Here is an 18,395-nt window from a genome sequence, read left to right on the forward strand (position 1 = left end):
CATTATTTTAATAAAATTGTCAGTTTGTTTTTTCGGTAGCCCGATCAGTGTTTTTTGTCAAACCAATATAACAAAATCTGCATGTGAATCTATCATTCAGATGGTAAAATATCCGTTTCATTTCCTTTTCCTACATTTTATTGATCCTCACATATGGGAGATATGACAGGTATTATTTGATTACCCCACAAAATTTTTCTTACATAATTAACTTAAGTGAAAAAAACAGCTGTTTGCAAAGTAGAATTTTGACCCAACAAAAGTTAAAATCATGAAAAGAACAGCAAAAGCTTTCTGGCAGGGAGACCTTAAATCAGGTCAAGGCCATTTAACCACTCAAAGTGGTGTACTCAACGAAACCCAATATTCATTTAATACCCGTTTTGCGGATGGAATAGGCTCTAACCCGGAAGAATTATTGGCAGCTGCACATGCAGGTTGTTTCACTATGGCTATTGCACACACTTTATCGCAGCAGGGATTTATTCCAGGTGAAATGGATACAACAGCGATAGTATCACTGGATATGATCAAAGGAGGCATAAGCCAGATCGATCTTCAGCTCAATGCAACAGCAATTGATGGGCTATCGGCTGAGGAATTTGAAAAGCAGGCATTTAACGCAAAGGAAAACTGTGTGATTTCCAAAGCACTTGCCGGCATACATATAACGCTAACGGTAAATTATCAATAATAATTTTCAGACCAGGCGACTACCAAAAGCCGTTGCCTTTAAAATTTAATCTACTATGCAAGCAATAATAGAACAGATCAAATGCCTGATCATAGGATCGGGCCCGGCAGGTTATACTGCCGCAATTTATGCAGCACGTGCAGCCCTGCAACCGGTAATGTATACAGGAATGACCCCTGGAGGACAGCTAACCCAAACTACTGAAGTTGAAAATTTTCCCGGTTACCCAGATGGAATAACCGGTCCTGAAATGATGGAGGATTTTCGTAAACAGGCTTTACGGTTTGGTACTGATATCCGCTTCGGTCATGTTAGCGATGTAGATTTGGGTTCCTATCCATATGAGGTGACTATTGATGGCGACAAAAAACTGCTGGCCGAGAGTATTATCATTTCAACCGGTGCATCTGCCAAGTGGCTGGGACTTGAATCAGAGGCCAGATATAATGGCTTCGGCGTTTCTGGATGTGCCGTATGTGACGGGTTTTTCTTTAAGGGACAGGATGTTGCCCTGGTAGGTGCCGGAGATACTGCTGCCGAGGAGGCTACCTATCTTTCTAAACTGGTAAACAAGGTTTATATGCTGGTACGTCGCGACGAGTTCAGGGCATCAAAACCAATGATAGAGCGTGTGTTAAATACACCAAATATTGAGGTAATGTACAATACTGAAACACTCGAAGTGCTTGGTGATGGTCTTAATGTTACCGGAGTTAGGGTGATAGACAATAAAACAGGTAAAGAAATGGATATTCCTGTAACAGGTTTATTCGTGGCTATTGGTCATCAACCAAATACCGGTATTTTCAAAGGAGCTCTGGAAATGGATGAAACGGGCTATATCAAAACAGTTCCAGGTTCTACTGCTACTGCCCTTGATGGGGTTTTTTGTTGTGGAGATGCCCAGGATCCTAAGTACAGGCAGGCCATTACTGCCGCTGGAACAGGCTGCATGGCTGCTCTTGATGCTGAACGTTTTCTAGCATCACGGGAAAATCAATTTGCACATTTGGCAACTGCTTTAACTGCTTAGCCCACACCAATAATCAATGTAACACCGTCTTGCGGAAACTTTCACTTAAAGAAAAGCTTCCGCATTTTTTATTTATTTCTATGGAAACAACTTCAGATTCACTCGTTGAATATGGTGCACGCCGCATCATCATTACCATAACAGCGGTAGTGTGCGCAATGCTAGAACTAATTGACACCACAATTGTAAATGTTGCGCTAAATGATCTGCGCGGCAACCTGGGGGCAACCGTAAATGAAATTGGTTGGGTAATTACTGCGTATTCACTTGCCAATGTAATTATCGTTCCAATGACCAGCTGGCTTTCGCAGCAGTTTGGTAGGCGTAACTATTTTGCCTTCTCGATTTTAGTGTTTACCATCTGTTCATTTCTTTGTGGCAATGCTACCAGTATCTGGGAGCTTGTTATCTTCCGTTTTATCCAAGGGCTTGGAGGAGGCGCATTGTTGGTAACCTCCCAAACAATCATTGCGGAAAGCTGGCCAAGGGAGAAAAGGGCTATTGCCCAGGGGATATATACTTTGGGCCTGATTATAGGGCCAACAATCGGTCCGACACTGGGTGGATATCTGGTCGACAATTATTCCTGGCCACTGATTTTTTATATCAATGTTCCTATTGGAATTGTAGCTGCCTTACTAACAATAAGATATATCAAAAGTCCACGTTATGAGGAAAAACGTCCGGCAAATCAGGTAGATTGGCTCGGGATTGGCTTACTTACAGCTGGTGTCGCATCGCTTCAGTACGTGCTGGAAAAGGGGCAGGAAGATGACTGGTTCAGTAGTAAGGTGATTATTATACTCACCATAATTGCCGTTTTTGGCATTATTCTATTTGTTTGGCGGCAATTGGAGTATAAATATCCAATTGTCGAGCTGCGCGTGCTACGGGATACCAACCTGCGTGTGGGCTCAATACTTACATTCCTGATTGGGTTCGGGCTTTTTGGTACAACTTTCGTACTTCCATTATATACACAGGGATTGTTAGGTTGGAGTGCATTCCAGTCTGGCATACTGCTGCTGCCTGGTACTCTTTTCGTTGCTGTTATTGTCTATTTCGTTTCGCAACTTATCCAGCGGGGTGTACAGGCAAAATATCTGATTGTTTTGGGAATGGGCGTATTCTTTGTTTATGGTTATTGGTCTTATCATTTGCTCACCCTGCAGACTGGTGCTGCCAATCTCTATGCAGTGTTGTTTGTACGTGGGCTCGGCCTGGGCTTGCTTTATGTTCCCGTAACTGCCATGTCAATATCGACCTTAGAAGGAAAAGAAATAGGGCAGGGCGCAGCCCTTACCGGGATGCTGCGTCAGCTTGGGGGCGCTTTCGGCGTGGCACTCATAACCACTTTTGTTTCCCGTCAGTCCCAGCAGCACCGAATTGGGCTGATCAGTCACCTTTCCTCAACAGATCCTGCAGTGCAGGAACGGATCAGCTTGTTAACCTTGCGTTTTCAGGCTCAGGGAATGGACGTATGGCGTGCCCGCCAGGCTGCCTACACTGTCCTTGAGGCTACTGTCCAAAAACAGTCAACCCTGCTTTCCTATATGGATGTTTTTTTATGGATAGCAGTGCTCTTTTTAATCTGCATCCCTTTTGTTCTGATTTTTGTGAAGAAATCGGTACGTAAAATTTCACTTGCCGATGCTAGTGCACACTAGTTAATAGTTCTGCCGTAAATAATGCGGCAGAACTAAAATTTTTTACCCACATTAGCTGCTCTCCGAAAACGCAGGCTAGTATTTTTAGTTCCTGCCAACATTTAATTCATTACTAAGTATTTTACATTTTTCTTCAGTATTTTGGGCTTATCACCGTATTTAGGATGTTTAAAAAAGGATTAAATGGCTTTAAATTTCTCCTTGCCACCAATCATAAGAATTGGTTTTTTACCTAATATGATTGTGCCGGAGCACGCAGGTGCATTACCAATGATAACCCCCGAATACTATTGCCAAAATTTTTCTTGTAGAAGTTCTTATATTATAAATATAAGCATCTGGAAGATGAGGGAGACTAACCCTCTGTGTGTATTCCTTTAGGAGGGTATTTACGATATTCTGTAAAAAAAAAACATAAAAAAAGCCAGGAACCCTGAGGCCCCTGGCAACCTATCTAACATGGGAGTATCAGAATGGTAAAAGAGAAATTCTAAATTCGCCGTATGGGGTGGCCTTCGCAGTTGTTTTGATGAATGCATCATTATAATTACTCCCTTTTGCTATCGTTCTTGAAGAAACTATGTTATTAATGCCCCCACTGATCCCCAGGATAAGATATTTGCCAAACAGATACTCGAAACCTGGTCCGCTTTTAATCTCAATGGTGTTATAGCTAAAGCGTTCAGGCAGCGCCGGATCGCCAGATGTATAAAATGAGGCATAGGTACTTGCTGTACTGCCCAGGTTGATCCATGCGTTTCGCGAAAGTGCTTGTTTCAATGATGCGCCCTGAGGAAAATCTACTATGAGTTGTAGTCCACTATTGTTTAACCTACGGAAATAATTAACCGTCGGCAATACAGGCACTGGTGCAGATTGGTCAATTAATACCAACGCCCCAACTGAAAGGTAGGTGTCAGGAGTATGCTTCAATGGAAAGGAGATGCTGCCGTTAAAGTTAAACCTCCTTAATGTTTTCAGGTTGTCAGATAATCCTGTGAATACTGCTGAATAGATTACTGGGGTATGAAAAATAGCATCCGTTCTTGAAAAATTTAGAGAAAGGCCAAGTGTGCTTTTTGAAATATTACCAGTGTTCACCTGAGGTGATGCCAGACGGTTCTCTGCTTCCCTCACATCAAAGAACTGCTCGGTATGATAAATGGTCGCTCCGATCACATTTCCATCCCAGCTAGCGATCGGTAGTGAGAAAAATGAACTGATCCGGGCATTGTGGCTCTTTCCATTAGATAAGTCTTTGTCGTTCAGCTTCGATTCAAAGCCTCCGGTGCCGAAAAATCCTGCAGCTACCGAAACCTGACGGAGTGAGGGGTAGAGGATGGCCTGTTCATGGGATTCGCTTGTGAGGGTGTCGGCCGGATGCAAACTGGACATGCTGAACATGCTCTGGGCATAGGTGCCCGCACTCCAAAAGAGTAAAACGAACAACAGGATATTAATTTTCATAAATTTTGGTAACTGTTTTTATTATTGAATAAGAGAATTTGTAAGCATGGTGTTATCCTGCAACCGGGCCGGATTTAACAGTTTTATTAAGTCTGATCGCAGCCAGGATGAAATAAAACGCCCCGAAAGCAGCATAACCTACCAATGATGCAATACCCTGATCGGGTTTGTGCGCCGTTGCGATAAAGACCCCACCGGCAAGCATCGATTGACCTCCGCTCAAAATCATTGGCCATTGACCACCTAATTCTTTGCGTCTGCGCAATCCCAGAATTAATTGGATCAGTCCAGCCAATATCGCCCAGGCGCCGAAAACAATAATTGCTTGTGGGATGCCCTGCTGAAGTGCTAGTATAACTGCGATAGTCGTCAGGGTACTGATAGCTGCATTAATATATTGAGGTGTTTTGTTTGAGTTTGCTGGATTTGCCTGGATATCAAAATACGTTGCGATAACGTCCCATGCAGGGTAGATGATAAAAAGGACAGTTGCAATATTTGCATTTGTTTTTGCTAAAGCCGTAACCAGGATTACCCAGAGGATGGAAAATCCTGCACGGGAAAAGTATAATTTCCTTAATGATTTTGCGGTTTCAACAGCCTGGCTGGAAACGCTCAAATTGGATTGATTTTTCATGATTTTATCTTTTAATGTTTTCCTTTGTTCAAAGGTGAACTTAATTTTCTGGCCGGATTTTAACTTAAGTTAAAATCCGGCCAGAAAATGGACTGTTATTTACTTGATTTTTTGCCGTCTGGTTCAAAATCAAGTGATACTGAGTTCATGCAGAAACGTTTATAGGTAGGCGCCGGTCCATCGTTGAAGATGTGCCCAAGATGGGAGTCACAGCGGCCACATAATACTTCCACTCTCTGCATCTGGTTGGAACTGTCATTCTGATAGCGGACAGCAGATTTTCGGCTTGGCTCGTAAAAGCTTGGCCAGCCACAGCTACTGGCGAATTTGGCATCCGACCTGAAAAGCAGGTTTCCGCAGACTGCGCAGTAATAAGTGCCTTTTGTAGAACTTTTCCAGTATTTTCCGGTAAATGGCCGCTCTGTGTCTTTTTCGCGTGCAACAGCATATAAGTCTGGAGAAAGTATTTTTTTCCAGTCTGCATTGCTGACAGTCAGTTTTGTGGTATCGGTATTCGAATACCATGGATTATTCTGGTGCCCATTTGCAGATTTTTCATTCTGTGCAAAACTGCTTAGGCTGGCAAGCATCAGTATGCTGCAATAAATCAGGATTTTTTTCATTTTTTTAGTTTTTCTTTGAAGATTTGTTTAAATTTTTCCAGCTCTGGCTGTATCACGTAACGGCAGTAACCCTGTCCGGGATTATTTTTATAGTAATTCTGGTGGTAATTTTCAGCATTGTAAAATATCCTAAAAGGAGTAACCTCAGTTACTATTTTTTGCTGGTATATTTTCTGCTCCGTCAGTTGGTGGATGTAGTAGTTTGCTTTTTGCGCCTGAGCCTGATTGTGAACAAAAATAGCTGATCGGTACTGGGTACCCACGTCGTTACCCTGACGATTTAGCTGGGTTGGGTCATGTGAGATAAAGAAGGCTTCAAGCAACTCATCGTAAGTTATTACAGAAGTATCATAAATTATATTGAAAGCTTCGGCATGGCCCGTTGTACCTGAACATACCTGTTCATAGCTCGGGTGGGGAGTCCTTCCTCCTGTATAACCTGATGTAACTTTGAGCACGCCCCGTAAGGCAGAGAATTTGGCTTCTCCGCACCAAAAACAGCCTGAAGCGAACGTTGCAGTGTCTAAACGTACCGTTCCCGCCTGGCTTATCTTGTTCTCTGCTTTGGTGTAGCCAATATTCAAAACCAGACTGAACACAAAAAAAACAACAGATATGCCAATAAATAGCCTGAACGCTGATTTGCTGGATCGGGACCTTCTTGCGCTTATCGCATTGATACCGTTGAGGTAAATTGGATTGTTTTTCATTTTAATGAATTTAAGTGTACATCTAGGATGTATTTTGTTATTTGCCGGACGCTTCGCCAGCAAACTCCATCAGGCCTTTTCCATCTACATAGCCAGTATGACTGGCCAGCACTTTGCCGTTTTTATCCAGGATAAGAAGTGTCGGAAGTCCCTCTACCTGCCATTTTTTTGCTAGGTCGACCCCTTCGCCTTTCTCTACATCTACGCTATAGCTTATAAAATTTTTGTTGAAATATTCAGCTGCTTTAGGATCCTTGAATGTTGTTTTACGAAGTTCTTTGCACGGGGCGCACCAGGTTGCAAAAGCATCTACAAATACCATTTTATGACCGGCTTTTGCAACCGCCAGGACCTGTTTGTAGTTTTTGGTGCTAAACTTGATCTCTGGACCAGAGGCCTGTTGTGCATGGACATTAACGGCACTGAATGTTGCAAGGAATATTACCAAAACTGCCAATAAAGGGGTTTTAAAAAATTGATTTTTCATATTTATACTTATTTAATTTTGAACTGTTTTATTTCCGGCAGCGATAATTCCCTTATCAAGGAAATCAGTATAAGCCTTGACGTCAAGATCGAATGCCCTGGGAGCTGCGGCCTGTTTTCCATCGGGACCTAGCACCACATAAAATGGCTGCGCATTAGTGTTAAATTGGGTTTGCTGTAGATCACTCCATTTTTGTCCGATTGTCTTAATGGTCTTGGCGGAAACTTTTGAAGTATATTTCTCCGATTCATCAAGAGATGTACGGTCGTCTACATAGAGAGAGATCAGTACATAATCATTTTTCAGGCGCTTGAGTACGCCAGCATCCGACCATACCGAGGCTTCCATTTTTCTGCAGTTTGTACAGCTCCAACCAGTGAAATCCAATAAAACCGGTTTATTCACTTTCTTCGCGTAGGCAATGCCCTCTTCATAATCATAAAATGCGTCTATATTGTCTGGCGCATGGAACAGGCCAGCATATTTCCGGTCTTTTGATGGGGTTGCCGAGGTGGGTGATCCGCCAGCAGATAAGGTGAACTGTTGTGTACTCTGTGGAGGAAGCCACCCACTGATACCTTTAAGCGGCGCGCCCAAAAGGCCAGGGACAAGGTATAAGGTAAAGCCCAGTGCAACCATTCCCAGTACCAGTCTTGGTATGGATAGGGAACCCACCTCACTATCGTGGCTTAACCTGATCTTTCCAAAAAGATAAAAAGCAAGTACCCCGAAAATAATAATCCAGATTACAAGGAACATATCACGGCTAAGCAGATCCCAATGGTAGGCAAGATCTACATTGGTGAGATATTTGAAAGCCAGTGCCAACTCTAAAAGGCCCAGACAAACTTTTACCGAATTTAGCCAACCTCCTGATTTTGGTAGTCCTTTTAACCATGAAGGGAATATTGCGAACATGGTGAACGGTAAAGCCAGGGCGAAAGAAAAACCGAACATGCCTACCGCAGGTCCTAGATAACTTCCTTTGCTTACAGCCTCTACCAATAGTGTGCCGATCAAGGGGCCTGTACAGGAAAATGAAACCAACGCCAGGGTAAAGGCCATAAAGAACAGGCCGATCCAGCCGCCACCTTCTGACTTTTGATCGATTTTGTTTACCAAGAATGATGGAAGTGTGATCTCGAATGCACCTAGGAAAGAAAAAGCAAAGACCAGCAATATTGCGAAGAACAAAAGGTTGAATGCAGCACTGCTAGCTGCTTCATTTAATGCCGATGCACCGAATATTCCGGTGATGAGCAGCCCCAGCCCAACATATATCGCAATGATGGACAAACCATAGATCACTGCTGACCTGATGCCTTTTGACCTTGGCCCTGACATTTTTGTGAAAAAAGATACTGTTAAAGGAACCATAGGGTAGATGCATGGCAGGAAAAAAGCCGCTAGCCCACCTAGAAAACCTGCAATGAATATTCCCAATAGAGAGTGGTCCTGATCGTTGTTACTTTTAATAGGTTCTTTCTGCTTTTCCGAGGCGGTATTGCCCGTGCTTATGGTTTTGGTCTGTGCTGTCTGTAAAGTGTCGCCGTTTAAAGCTACAGTAAAATCGACATCACTGGGAGGAAGGCATTTCTGGGCGCTGCAAACCATATAGGTAAGGGAGCCTGTCAGTTTTGCCGAAGGATCTTTTGTCTCGACTATCTGGGTGAAAACAACCTGTTTTTCATGATAACTGATGGTCATCTCAAAGGATTTGTCAAATCCGCTTTTTGCTGCAGGCTTTTCGGTAACTTTATCAACCAGGCGAAGGCCGGGGATGTTGTCGAATTTAAAGGAAGTAGGTATCGGTCCACCGCTTTTAAGGAACTGCGAATATACATGCCATCCGGAATCGATGTTGGCGGCGAACGAAACGGCGTACCTGTTCTCGCTGACGCGGCTGGAAGCAAACTTCCAGTGCACAGGTTTTTCGATCTGCGCGAATGCCTGCATCGTTAACAGGCAAAGAAATAGGATAATAATTTTTTTCATTGTGTGTCTTATTTGTTGACGGGGTTATCCGCCTCTACAAAGGTGCTCTGCGCAAAACTTTCAATTTTTAACTTAAGTTAACATTGGCAAAAAAAAAAAGCAAAAAAAGCCGCTACAGTCTGTGAGCGGCTTTTTTATCAAAGAAAAACTTGGTCTATTTGTTCAGGTAGGCCAGAACCTGTTTAGAGTGCTCATCACCTTTCATGAAATCCCTGAAACTGTAAACTACAGTTCCGTCAAGGCCAACGATAAAGGTTTCGCGGCCGCTAACTTTCATATTGTTGCCGAAATCCTGCTCTTTAACCTTAAAAGAGTTCAATACTTTATTGTCCGGATCGCTTAATAAGGTAAATGGCAAGTGCTCTTTATCCGCAAAAGCTTTATGGCTGGCCACAGTACCGTTATTAATCCCTATCACCAATGCATTTGCATCACTGTATTTAGCATAAGCATCGCGGAATGCACAAGCTTCTTTTGTGCATACCGGGCTCTCGTCTTTAGGGTAAAAGAAAATAACCAGTTTCTTTTTGCCTTTGTATTTGCTTAATTTGAACGGCTTTCCGTTCTGGTCCATTAGGGTAAAGTCCGGCACTTTTTCGCCCTGTTTCAATGTGGTCATCTCAGTTGGGGCATCTTGCGCAATTGCTGTGTTGCCAAGGCCAACGCAAGTGCTTGCTGCGATCAGGCCGATCAATAAATTTTTCTTGAAGATTGCTTTCATAACGATTTTTGAAAATTAATAATTTAACTTATTCCTCAAATATCAGGGTATTCCGCAAAGGCGATTTTCACTTAAGTTAAAATCAATGATTTTTTATTTTACTTTTTACAATAGCTTTTACTGGAGAATGCCGCAGAGATGAGGGCTTCTGTTAAGGGTTGCCTTTGTCAAGGTGCAGATGGTTTTGTTTGGGAACGGAATGGGATATGGCCAGGTGGTTGCGAGTAGTAAGGTACCCTATTTCTTGAAAAAAAATGGAACGGGATTTGAAAAGGGGAAAAAAATGACCGATCGAAACAATAGTATATATACTTCCTTGGTATGCTGTGAGCAGCTACGGATCAAATTGAACTCAAACGTAATGGGAAGGGTGGAATAAAATTTGGATTTGTTTTAACTTAGTACAAGTCCATCTTTCAATGCCTGTTCATATTTCTGTTTATTAAAACTGTATAAATAGGGCGAACGGTGGGCTCCGATGTGCAGCTTTTCGTTGAGTTTTTTTAAAAGGCCGAGAGCGATAAGCTTTTTGGGGAAATTACTGATATCCAATTTTTTTTGCAGTAAGGTTTCATAGAGGGCATGGATTTCACTCAAAGTGAATTTTTCTGGCAGTAAATTAAACCCGATAGGGTAGTGGAAAAGATGCAGGCGCATGGAATTCAGTGCCTCCTTTAAAATCTCATCATGGTCATATTCCAGGACAGGTACATTGCTGATCTCGAACCAGCCACATAATTCGGTACTAATATCCGTGTGCAGTTCTGTTTTAGAAAAATCGGTTATTGCGTAAAATGCGACAGAAACAGTCGGGTTGATGAGCCAGTTTCCTTCCCAAGATGGTAGTCCTGTATCTTCCGTCCATTTTGTTTTATCGAATTTATCGAATTGTATACGGTCCGGGCCACCAAAGGTCTTGAACTGCTGCAGATAAAGATTGTCTACCCCTGTGCGATCTTTAACGTTACGGTTTGCTGCTTCTATCAGGTTTTCAGAACGCTTAATGTAGCCGCCAGGTAAGGACCAGTTATCGCGATTCCTATGTTTGATAAGCAATAATTTAAGCTGACGATTACTATATCCAAAAATAGCGCAGTCAATGGTGACGCTTGGTATGTAATAGAGATGGCCATTGAGTATAAAATCCTTGAATTCTTCTTCTGTTTGCATTTTTCAAAAATAACATTTCCATTGGATGAAAAGGGGTTATAACTATTATTTAGTGAAATTCACTAAATAATGGTTTTTTCTTTTTATCTTCATTTAGTAGGATTTACTAAATGATGTGGTGGTAAATATGAAACCTAGTGAGGACTTTACTATCAATAGAACATTGTGCCTATTTTAACCATGCAAAGCTTTAGAGACTATTTTAGAAAACGATGAACCAATTTTAAAATTAAATAACCAAAACTAAAAATTCAAGACTATGAAAAAATTTAAAACAACTCTTCTAGTGCTTTTAAGCCTGTTCGCTTTTTTGGGGCTGAAGGCTCAAACAAAAGACTATTATGTCGGCAAGTGGGATTTAATAATTTATGGAACACCTTACGGTAATGTTAAAAGAACCTTTGTTCTGGAAAGAAAAGATGGGAAATTGGGTGGGGTGGTACAGGATTCGACCGGTCAGGAATTGACAAAAATCACGAATGTAACCGAGAAGGAAAAAACAGTAGCCATTGATTTCACTGCCCAGGGTTACGATGTAACACTCTCACTAGATCAGGTTGATAGCGGGCATGTCAAAGGTAATCTGGCGGGCTTTGAGGCGAAAGGTGCACGCAGAAAAGAGGATCAGTAAAACGGATTGCCCCCAAAAGTGATACACTATTGGGGGCAATTTTAGGGGTAAATATAGGTAAGCACGAACAACATAACACTGAAAGCCTATCAAAACTTTGCAAAACCATTAAATGTTCTCTCAGAACAATATGGTGGATTGTAATTAAATTCCTGATATCCCTTTAGGTTCAATTGATGAGCGAATTTAACCTCTTACCTGAGCTAGCAGATCATGGGGGTAGCCTAATGAAATACTGCTTAAATCATCTAATTTCGACTTATGTTCCTGAGTTAATTCAATATTGGTAGCTTTCAGGCTTTCTTTCAGATGATCAGCTTTACGGGCTCCAACCAGGGGGAAATGATCTTTTGATAATATCCATGCAAAAGCAACCATGCCCGGAGTGACATCCAGTTCCCCTGCAATCAGGGTAAGGTAATCAATAATATTTTTGGTTCTTTCGTCTTCTTCAAAAGATCCGTTTTCATCTTTTACTAAACGGCCGGTTTGTCCCTTTCTGTATTTTCCTGTTAGTAAACCTCCTGCCAGTGGGGAATAAAGCATGATACCCATACCTCCTTGAAAAGCCATGGGCAGAAATTCCCGTTCCGCAGTGCGCTGTAAAAGATTATATTCGATTTGAATAGCCGTTAATGGAATAGTAGCTGCAATCGCCGATGCCTTCCAGGCGGGAAAATTTGTCAATCCAGTATAAAGTATTTTTCCACTGGTTACCAGATCTTCCAGTCCTCTTGCAATTTCTTCCCAAGGAGTAATGCCATCATCATAATGAGGCATGAAAATATCGATATAGTCAGTCTGCAGTCTTTTAAGACTGGCATCAACCGCCTGTCTCATCGCTTTCCTGTGATTTCCGACATTACTTATCTTTGGAGAAAGATCGCTGCTTTGAGTGTATTTTGTGCAGATGATAAAATCATCTCGCTGACCGGAGATAAATTTACCTATTATCTCTTCAGACTCTCCCAGCTGATATCGGTCAGAGGTATCTATAAAGTTCCCCCCAGCATCTGCATAGGCCTTCAATATTTTTATGGCATCCTTTTCTCCTGCCCCGTAACCATTCCGGGTTCCTAAATTGGCTCCGCCGAGTAATATTTCACTAGCATATAAACCTGTATGCGCACCGAATAATTTATACCTCATGTTATTTCTTTATTTTTACAGCGCAAAATTACCGGAAGGTTTTTTTTCAAACAAGTACGGCTGAATTTATCCCTATCAATTTATACCAGTTATGGCAAATAATTATAAAAGAAAAATCCCTATTTCAGTCGATTGTGGCATCCATCTTTTTATGGAAGTGATGAATGGCAAATGGAAAATAAGCCTTATCTGGACTGTATATAATGGAATTAAACGTCCCGCAGAAATCCACAGAAAAATATCCGGGGCTTCCAGAAGGGTATTAGATACACAGTTAAATCAATTGGTTGATCATGGACTGATTTCGAAGAAAGTTTATGATCAGCGCCCATTGAAAGTTGAATACGAACTGACCGAATTGGGTAAAACGCTTATACCGGTCATAGCGTCCACCGCAAGATGGGGAGAAGAACACAGGGATATTTTGGAAAGGACAATATTCTTATCTGGAAACTGATGTTTTTTTATTCCACTGCAAATAATGTGGGGATTATTTCCGAATGTGCACTGATTAGCGTCCAAGCCATGGATTCTTTCTGTATCAGAATGTGCAAGCTATTTCATAATGCATCTGAACAGGAGTTTAACTGATCTTGATATTGGGGATTGTGATTGAAATGTATAAATTTGCAAATGACTTCATCAGTGGTAAAAAAGTCAAATGGACAGTTTCGGATTGCTGCAATCGGAGAAAACAGCTGTACCCTGGCTTCCTACAACCGTAGGGATTTTTATAAGATCAGCCTGGTTACCGATGGCTGGCCCCCATGTCAGCTATATTATGGTTCCCACGATCCCATTGAAATTGATCAGCCTGCACTCGTAGTGATTGATCCAATCGTTCCCCATTCATGGTTCGTTCCAGAACGGACAGTAACAACAGAAGGTTTTTTCTGTGTTTTCGATGATGATTTCATTCGGGCAAGTTCACAATTAGCAGGAATTGCAAACCGCCTCTTCACAGCACAGGACTCGCCGGTTTATTTTCCCGATCACACTGAGCTACAGTTTTTAAAAGGTCTGTTTGCGCGTATGCGGATGGAGGCAGATAGTGATTATAATGATAAAGAAGATCTTTTCAGGAGTTATCTGAGTTTGATTTTTCATCAGACGATCCAGATGCGCCGCTCCACAAATCTGGCGACCAGCGCATTTTCAAGAATTGCTAATGCCTTCATCGGTTTATTAAAACGGCAGTTTCCTGTAGATCTGCCACTGGAACCCATCAAGCTTAAAAAAGCATCTGATTTTGCCGATAACCTCGCGGTACACGTGAACCACCTGAATATGGTCGTTCAGAAAGCTACAGGGAAATCAACCACTGTACACATCAGTGAGCAACTTTTTGCCGAAGCAAAATCACTGTTGAGTTATACAAGCTACAACATTGCTGAAATTGCCAATGGCCTTGGTTTTGAATATCAAAGTTATTTTAACAGGTTCTTTAAAAAACATGCAGGGGTAACGCCTTCCGATTTTCGGAAATACTTTGAAAAGTATAAATAGACGTTTGAAAAGTCTTTGCTTTGAATATTTTACAGGGGTAACTTTGCCCAAATAAATATTTCTTATGAAAACTTTATCAGAATTTAAATCTACTTTTCTTCTTGGCGGTGACCTTGAGATCAACCGCATGGGGTATGGTGCAATGCGCATCGCGGGACCACAACTGTTCGGTATGCCTGAAAATCCACAGAATTCTATCGATGTACTCCAAAGAGCCGTTGAACTGGGTGTGAATTTTATCGATACGGCCGATCAGTATGGTCCATTTTACTCAGAACAGCTGATCGCTGAAGCACTGCATCCTTACCGTGAAAATATTATCATCGGTACCAAAGGTGGTCTGGTACGCTTTGGTCCATGGGCTGATATAAACAACGATGCCAGTCCACAGCACCTGCAGGATGCACTTGATGGTAGCTTGCGGCGGTTAAAACTCGAAAAGATTGATCTTTATCAGTTACACCGTATTGACCCGAAAGTTCCGGCACAGATCAGCTTTGAGTTTTTGGCTAACGCGCAGCATCAGGGGAAAATCAGACACATCGGTCTGTCAGAAGTTTCTATCGAGGAGATTAAGCATGCACAGCAATTTTTTAAAGTAGTGTCCGTGCAGAACCGCTACAGCGTTCTTGACCGTAAGTGGGAAGAGGTGCTTGAATATTGTAAATCAGAAGGGATTGCATTCATTCCCTGGTTTCCTATCGGTGGAGGAATGACACCGATGACCGAGAAGTTACAGCAACTCGCCGATCATAAAGAAGTTTCTATGCACCAGTTGGCATTGAGCTGGCTCCTTCACCATGCTGATAATATTCTGCTTATCCCGGGGACATCAAACGTTGCACATCTTGAAGAGAACCTAAAGGCTACCGAAATTGTACTCGATGAGTCCGATCTGCAGATACTTGATAGCTTAACGGCATAAGCATTATTAAAGAGGGTGTTTTCTCATGTGTCAAAAAGTATGCAAAGACGGTGAGCTACACCGCCTTTGCATTTATATTTTTGAAAATAAAGATATGGCAGCATTTTTCTTTAATAGTTGGCCTGTCCTATTTCGAGTCTATCAATCTTTCCCGCTTGATTTATCCCGAAACTAAAATAGGTTTTAAAATGGCCCCACTGCTTACTATGGATCTTTCCATAGATATCCATGCTGTTGTTTTCAACCCTGTCAATGGAGAGAAACCGATCATTTCCGATAACCTTAGCAAAAAAAGGCTTAAAGTCTATCTTATTCCCGTCATCAAATAACTGGACATCTTGGGAAAATAGGGAAAACCATGTCTCTTTATCACCGCTTTGCAGCGCAGATATTGCACTCGATACTATCGGATTTTCAATTAAATCTATTTTCACAATTGTTGTTGCTTTTCCCTTTTTTATAATTTGCCCACTTGGGGCCTGTGCTTTCGCCGCCAGTATCCCGGCTGCAAAGAGCAGTACGGCAATGGTTTTTTTCATTTGGTACTGATTAATGGATATCGAAAATACATAAGTAAGAGGTGCATCAATAAAAATGGTACCTCGATGGCGGCCCCTTTTAGATTCTGGTAATAAAGCTTAAGGTAAAATATCATCAGGATAGAAGCAGCCAGGATCAAATTTCCCATAAGATAACTCTTTTGAAAGGTCATCATTAAGGTAGCTGTAAGGGTCATTAAGCCGAGCAACTTTACTGCCAAGATATTCAGGTGCAACTTTGCAAACATATCCAAGATGCTCGGATTCCATTGATCATTGCCCAGCCCTGCCTTAGTCCCATAAACACGGCAGCTGATAGAAGTGCTGTTGAAAAAATCTTTGTAATCATACCACCCCCCTGATTGTTAGTTAACATGATATTGTTTTGGCCCTCATAAAAAAAACGTATCCTGGTTAATGGCTTGCCCCTCCGTTAACCAACAAATGCTGGCCATTTACAAAAGAGGATAGATCGCTAGCAAAAAACTCAGCCACGTTTGCCACATCTGAAACGTCTGCCAGCCTTTTCATTGGATTTGCTTCAATAAGCCACTTGATGGACGGCTCTTCTTCATTTGTAAAGATTCCTGCATTGCTTACCGCGTAGGGGATGATTGAATTAACAGTAACACCTCGTCCGCCTATTTCTTTTGCCAATACCTCTACCAGGTATTTTGGAGCTGTTTTGCTGCCTCCATATATTGCAACACCCTCGAATGGGAATGCGGTTGTGCTGGATGAAATATTGATAATACGGCCACCGTCAGCAACATGTTTGGCCGCCTGCTGTAGGGTAAAGAAAGTACCTTTTGTATTGATGGAAAATAAACGGTCGAACTGTTCTTCGGTAAATTCCTCGACAGGTACATCAACCAGCTCGACACCTGCGTTTGCAACCACGATGTCTATTTTTCCGAATTTGGCAATCGCCGAGTTGAACAGGTGTTCAATCTCGGCCGGTTTACTCACGTCAGCCTGGATGGTAATGACTTCCACACCCATCGTCCTGATAATGTTTTCCGCATCTTCTGCTGATGCCCTGTCCCTGGAATAATTGATTACAAGATTGGCACCCAATGCTGCATACCGCTCTGCAATAGCTCTGCCAAGTCCTCTTCCTGCACCGGTCACCAGCGCCACTTTGTTTTTTAATGAATTCATGTCTTTTATTGTTGTGTTGTTTTTAATCTGTTGATACTTTTTACGCCATAATCATTGAGCATGGCAAAAGCAAACCCTGCTGTAATGGGTATGATCAGCTTCATTACCGGAACCGCTTTTATCTCCGGATGTACTCCAAAGAAGATTATAAGTCCGATAAACCAGGCAGGGATATTGTTCAGCCCCTTTATCTGCGAGAGGTATGCAAGCGAACCGATCAGTAGAAATACGGTAAGAGGGAATGCTATACCGGCCAAAACCGGGGATAAAATACCTGCTGATAATTGAATACTAATGCCCATCAGGATGCCCGCGCATATCTGCAGCAGACTGAGGCATGTGGATATGAGGTCTCTTCCAAAAAGAAAATAGCTTACCCACGCTATGAACATCACCCATGTGGGCCAGCCTGCTGAAAAAGAGACGGATACTGCAATAGCTCCGCTAAGGCCCATTACAAGGGCCGTTAAAAATGTCTTCATTCTTAATTTGTTTGGGATTAGGACATCGCTCCGTTTACCCCGATGTTCTGGCCACTGATCCATTTCGCTTCAGAACCTGCGAGGAATGCAACAACATTCGCAATATCTTCGGGTTCCCCAAGTCTATTAAAAGGAGAAGATGCCTTGGCCCCGTCGATGGCCTGTTGCGGTTTGCCTTTGATGAACAGTTCGGTATTGACCGGTCCGGGAGAGACCGAATTGACCGTTATGCCTCGGGCACCGATTTCTTTTGCAAATACACGGGTAAGCTGTTCCACTGCCGATTTGGTAGCTACGTATGTGCCATAGGTCGGGACGATCACCCTGTTTACCGAAGTAGAGAAATTGATGATGGCACCATTTTCAGCCAGTTTGGTTGCAGCTTCGCGCAATGTCAGAAATGTACCTTTTACATTGATGTTGAACTGCCTGTCAAAATCCTCATCTGTTGTGTCTTTGATCGGCTTGGTAATCATGATCCCTGCATTGTTCACAAGGATATGTATCCTTCCAAAATGTGAGATAGACGCATCGAAAAGATGTTCAACATCCTGGGCAATACTGATGTCCGCCCGAATGGCTATGGCACTACCTCCATTGGATTCGATAGCTTTCACCACTGCTTCGGCTTCGTTCTGGCTGCCGGCATAATTGACAATGACCTTTGCGCCTTCTGCTGCGAGTTTCTGTGCTATGGCTGCGCCAATGCCACGTGAAGCACCTGTTACCAGCGCAACTTTTTCTTCTAAATTTTTCATTTTTTTTCTTTATTTTAGAATTTTGTACTGCAAAGATGCA

The 18,395-nt window shown here is 42.3% G+C and carries 20 protein-coding genes; 7 read left to right on the plus strand and 13 right to left on the minus strand.

Annotation, left to right across the window (positions count from 1 at the left end; translation table 11 throughout):
• Window positions 1–271: 271 nt before the first annotated feature.
• The 3 genes from R2R28_RS09605 (at window position 272) to R2R28_RS09615 (ending at window position 3,394) form a co-directional block, all read left to right on the plus strand.
• A complete protein-coding gene (locus R2R28_RS09605) occupies window positions 272–694 on the plus strand; it encodes an OsmC family protein (RefSeq protein WP_316825462.1) in 423 nt (140 codons plus the stop codon).
• A 55-nt stretch (window positions 695–749) separates the two neighbouring features.
• Window positions 750–1,727, plus strand: a complete 978-nt coding sequence (gene trxB, locus R2R28_RS09610) for a thioredoxin-disulfide reductase (protein WP_316825463.1) — start codon at window positions 750–752, stop codon at window positions 1,725–1,727.
• An 80-nt stretch (window positions 1,728–1,807) separates the two neighbouring features.
• Window positions 1,808–3,394, plus strand: coding sequence for a DHA2 family efflux MFS transporter permease subunit (locus R2R28_RS09615; RefSeq protein ID WP_316825617.1), 1,587 nt, complete (start codon window positions 1,808–1,810; stop codon window positions 3,392–3,394).
• Window positions 3,395–3,862: 468 nt separating this feature from the next.
• Here the strand turns inward: R2R28_RS09615 and R2R28_RS09620 are convergent, their stop codons facing one another.
• From R2R28_RS09620 to R2R28_RS09655, 8 genes are all read right to left on the minus strand, one after another.
• Complete coding sequence (locus tag R2R28_RS09620; protein WP_316825464.1) at window positions 3,863–4,861, minus strand: hypothetical protein; 999 nt, start codon at window positions 4,859–4,861, stop codon at window positions 3,863–3,865.
• A 52-nt stretch (window positions 4,862–4,913) separates the two neighbouring features.
• Window positions 4,914–5,498 carry a DUF308 domain-containing protein gene (locus tag R2R28_RS09625; protein ID WP_316825465.1) on the minus strand — a complete coding sequence of 195 codons (585 nt, stop codon included), beginning with the start codon at window positions 5,496–5,498 and terminating at the stop codon, window positions 4,914–4,916.
• Between the two features lie 95 nt (window positions 5,499–5,593).
• The gene (gene msrB, locus R2R28_RS09630; RefSeq protein WP_316825466.1) at window positions 5,594–6,121 is read right to left on the minus strand and encodes a peptide-methionine (R)-S-oxide reductase MsrB; all 528 of its coding nucleotides are present in this window, start codon (window positions 6,119–6,121) and stop codon (window positions 5,594–5,596) included.
• Entirely contained in the window at window positions 6,118–6,831 is a 714-nt protein-coding gene (msrA, locus tag R2R28_RS09635) for a peptide-methionine (S)-S-oxide reductase MsrA (protein WP_316825467.1), read from the minus strand. The genes msrB and msrA overlap by 4 nt, the downstream gene beginning before the upstream one ends.
• Before the next feature lie 37 nt (window positions 6,832–6,868).
• Window positions 6,869–7,318 carry a thioredoxin family protein gene (locus tag R2R28_RS09640; protein WP_316825468.1) on the minus strand — a complete coding sequence of 150 codons (450 nt, stop codon included), beginning with the start codon at window positions 7,316–7,318 and terminating at the stop codon, window positions 6,869–6,871.
• Window positions 7,319–7,330: 12 nt separating this feature from the next.
• Window positions 7,331–9,313 carry a protein-disulfide reductase DsbD family protein gene (locus R2R28_RS09645; RefSeq protein ID WP_316825469.1) on the minus strand — a complete coding sequence of 661 codons (1,983 nt, stop codon included), beginning with the start codon at window positions 9,311–9,313 and terminating at the stop codon, window positions 7,331–7,333.
• A gap of 154 nt (window positions 9,314–9,467) precedes the next feature.
• Window positions 9,468–10,034, minus strand: coding sequence for a peroxiredoxin (locus tag R2R28_RS09650; protein ID WP_316825470.1), 567 nt, complete (start codon window positions 10,032–10,034; stop codon window positions 9,468–9,470).
• A gap of 393 nt (window positions 10,035–10,427) precedes the next feature.
• Window positions 10,428–11,204, minus strand: a complete 777-nt coding sequence (locus tag R2R28_RS09655; RefSeq protein WP_316825471.1) for an NUDIX hydrolase — start codon at window positions 11,202–11,204, stop codon at window positions 10,428–10,430.
• A 259-nt stretch (window positions 11,205–11,463) separates the two neighbouring features.
• On the opposite strand from R2R28_RS09655, the gene R2R28_RS09660 reads away from it, so the two are divergent.
• Window positions 11,464–11,835, plus strand: a complete 372-nt coding sequence (locus R2R28_RS09660) for a hypothetical protein (protein WP_316825472.1) — start codon at window positions 11,464–11,466, stop codon at window positions 11,833–11,835.
• Between the two features lie 186 nt (window positions 11,836–12,021).
• On the opposite strand, the gene R2R28_RS09665 is transcribed toward R2R28_RS09660, so the two are convergent.
• Window positions 12,022–12,984 carry an aldo/keto reductase gene (locus R2R28_RS09665; protein WP_316825473.1) on the minus strand — a complete coding sequence of 321 codons (963 nt, stop codon included), beginning with the start codon at window positions 12,982–12,984 and terminating at the stop codon, window positions 12,022–12,024.
• Between the two features lie 91 nt (window positions 12,985–13,075).
• On the opposite strand from R2R28_RS09665, the gene R2R28_RS09670 reads away from it, so the two are divergent.
• The 3 genes from R2R28_RS09670 (at window position 13,076) to R2R28_RS09680 (ending at window position 15,415) form a co-directional block, all read left to right on the plus strand.
• Window positions 13,076–13,441 carry a helix-turn-helix domain-containing protein gene (locus R2R28_RS09670; RefSeq protein ID WP_316825474.1) on the plus strand — a complete coding sequence of 122 codons (366 nt, stop codon included), beginning with the start codon at window positions 13,076–13,078 and terminating at the stop codon, window positions 13,439–13,441.
• A 176-nt stretch (window positions 13,442–13,617) separates the two neighbouring features.
• On the plus strand, window positions 13,618–14,490 hold the full coding sequence (locus tag R2R28_RS09675) for a helix-turn-helix domain-containing protein (RefSeq protein ID WP_316825475.1): 873 nt from the start codon (window positions 13,618–13,620) through the stop codon (window positions 14,488–14,490).
• 64 nt (window positions 14,491–14,554) lie between these two features.
• Window positions 14,555–15,415 (plus strand): aldo/keto reductase, encoded by an 861-nt coding sequence (locus R2R28_RS09680; RefSeq protein WP_316825476.1) that lies wholly within the window; start codon window positions 14,555–14,557, stop codon window positions 15,413–15,415.
• Between the two features lie 110 nt (window positions 15,416–15,525).
• Here R2R28_RS09680 and R2R28_RS09685 read toward each other — a convergent pair whose 3' ends face one another.
• The 4 genes from R2R28_RS09685 to R2R28_RS09700 all read right to left on the minus strand — a co-directional run bounded on the left by R2R28_RS09685 (window position 15,526) and on the right by R2R28_RS09700 (window position 18,355).
• Window positions 15,526–15,954: a hypothetical protein gene (locus R2R28_RS09685; RefSeq protein WP_316825477.1), complete on the minus strand. Its 429-nt coding sequence runs from the start codon at window positions 15,952–15,954 to the stop codon at window positions 15,526–15,528.
• Between the two features lie 414 nt (window positions 15,955–16,368).
• Window positions 16,369–17,115: an SDR family oxidoreductase gene (locus R2R28_RS09690; RefSeq protein ID WP_316825478.1), complete on the minus strand. Its 747-nt coding sequence runs from the start codon at window positions 17,113–17,115 to the stop codon at window positions 16,369–16,371.
• 5 nt (window positions 17,116–17,120) lie between these two features.
• Complete coding sequence (locus tag R2R28_RS09695; protein WP_316825479.1) at window positions 17,121–17,597, minus strand: DUF1097 domain-containing protein; 477 nt, start codon at window positions 17,595–17,597, stop codon at window positions 17,121–17,123.
• 17 nt (window positions 17,598–17,614) lie between these two features.
• On the minus strand, window positions 17,615–18,355 hold the full coding sequence (locus R2R28_RS09700) for an SDR family oxidoreductase (RefSeq protein WP_316825480.1): 741 nt from the start codon (window positions 18,353–18,355) through the stop codon (window positions 17,615–17,617).
• Window positions 18,356–18,395 lie beyond the last annotated feature (40 nt).

Source organism: Pedobacter miscanthi, assembly GCF_032678605.1.
GTDB lineage: Bacteria > Bacteroidota > Bacteroidia > Sphingobacteriales > Sphingobacteriaceae > Pedobacter > Pedobacter miscanthi_A.

What these genes read in the sequence shown, in the direction of transcription:
- R2R28_RS09605 (WP_316825462.1), top strand. Translation starts at nt 272, where the DNA reads ATGAAAAGAACAGCAAAAGCTTTCTGGCAGGGAGACCTTAAATCAGGT.
- trxB (WP_316825463.1), top strand. Translation starts at nt 750, where the DNA reads ATGCAAGCAATAATAGAACAGATCAAATGCCTGATCATAGGATCGGGC.
- R2R28_RS09615 (WP_316825617.1), top strand. Translation starts at nt 1,808, where the DNA reads ATGGAAACAACTTCAGATTCACTCGTTGAATATGGTGCACGCCGCATC.
- R2R28_RS09620 (WP_316825464.1), bottom strand. Translation starts at nt 4,861, where the DNA reads ATGAAAATTAATATCCTGTTGTTCGTTTTACTCTTTTGGAGTGCGGGC.
- R2R28_RS09625 (WP_316825465.1), bottom strand. Translation starts at nt 5,498, where the DNA reads ATGAAAAATCAATCCAATTTGAGCGTTTCCAGCCAGGCTGTTGAAACC.
- msrB (WP_316825466.1), bottom strand. Translation starts at nt 6,121, where the DNA reads ATGAAAAAAATCCTGATTTATTGCAGCATACTGATGCTTGCCAGCCTA.
- msrA (WP_316825467.1), bottom strand. Translation starts at nt 6,831, where the DNA reads ATGAAAAACAATCCAATTTACCTCAACGGTATCAATGCGATAAGCGCA.
- R2R28_RS09640 (WP_316825468.1), bottom strand. Translation starts at nt 7,318, where the DNA reads ATGAAAAATCAATTTTTTAAAACCCCTTTATTGGCAGTTTTGGTAATA.
- R2R28_RS09645 (WP_316825469.1), bottom strand. Translation starts at nt 9,313, where the DNA reads ATGAAAAAAATTATTATCCTATTTCTTTGCCTGTTAACGATGCAGGCA.
- R2R28_RS09650 (WP_316825470.1), bottom strand. Translation starts at nt 10,034, where the DNA reads ATGAAAGCAATCTTCAAGAAAAATTTATTGATCGGCCTGATCGCAGCA.
- R2R28_RS09655 (WP_316825471.1), bottom strand. Translation starts at nt 11,204, where the DNA reads ATGCAAACAGAAGAAGAATTCAAGGATTTTATACTCAATGGCCATCTC.
- R2R28_RS09660 (WP_316825472.1), top strand. Translation starts at nt 11,464, where the DNA reads ATGAAAAAATTTAAAACAACTCTTCTAGTGCTTTTAAGCCTGTTCGCT.
- R2R28_RS09665 (WP_316825473.1), bottom strand. Translation starts at nt 12,984, where the DNA reads ATGAGGTATAAATTATTCGGTGCGCATACAGGTTTATATGCTAGTGAA.
- R2R28_RS09670 (WP_316825474.1), top strand. Translation starts at nt 13,076, where the DNA reads ATGGCAAATAATTATAAAAGAAAAATCCCTATTTCAGTCGATTGTGGC.
- R2R28_RS09675 (WP_316825475.1), top strand. Translation starts at nt 13,618, where the DNA reads ATGACTTCATCAGTGGTAAAAAAGTCAAATGGACAGTTTCGGATTGCT.
- R2R28_RS09680 (WP_316825476.1), top strand. Translation starts at nt 14,555, where the DNA reads ATGAAAACTTTATCAGAATTTAAATCTACTTTTCTTCTTGGCGGTGAC.
- R2R28_RS09685 (WP_316825477.1), bottom strand. Translation starts at nt 15,954, where the DNA reads ATGAAAAAAACCATTGCCGTACTGCTCTTTGCAGCCGGGATACTGGCG.
- R2R28_RS09690 (WP_316825478.1), bottom strand. Translation starts at nt 17,115, where the DNA reads ATGAATTCATTAAAAAACAAAGTGGCGCTGGTGACCGGTGCAGGAAGA.
- R2R28_RS09695 (WP_316825479.1), bottom strand. Translation starts at nt 17,597, where the DNA reads ATGAAGACATTTTTAACGGCCCTTGTAATGGGCCTTAGCGGAGCTATT.
- R2R28_RS09700 (WP_316825480.1), bottom strand. Translation starts at nt 18,355, where the DNA reads ATGAAAAATTTAGAAGAAAAAGTTGCGCTGGTAACAGGTGCTTCACGT.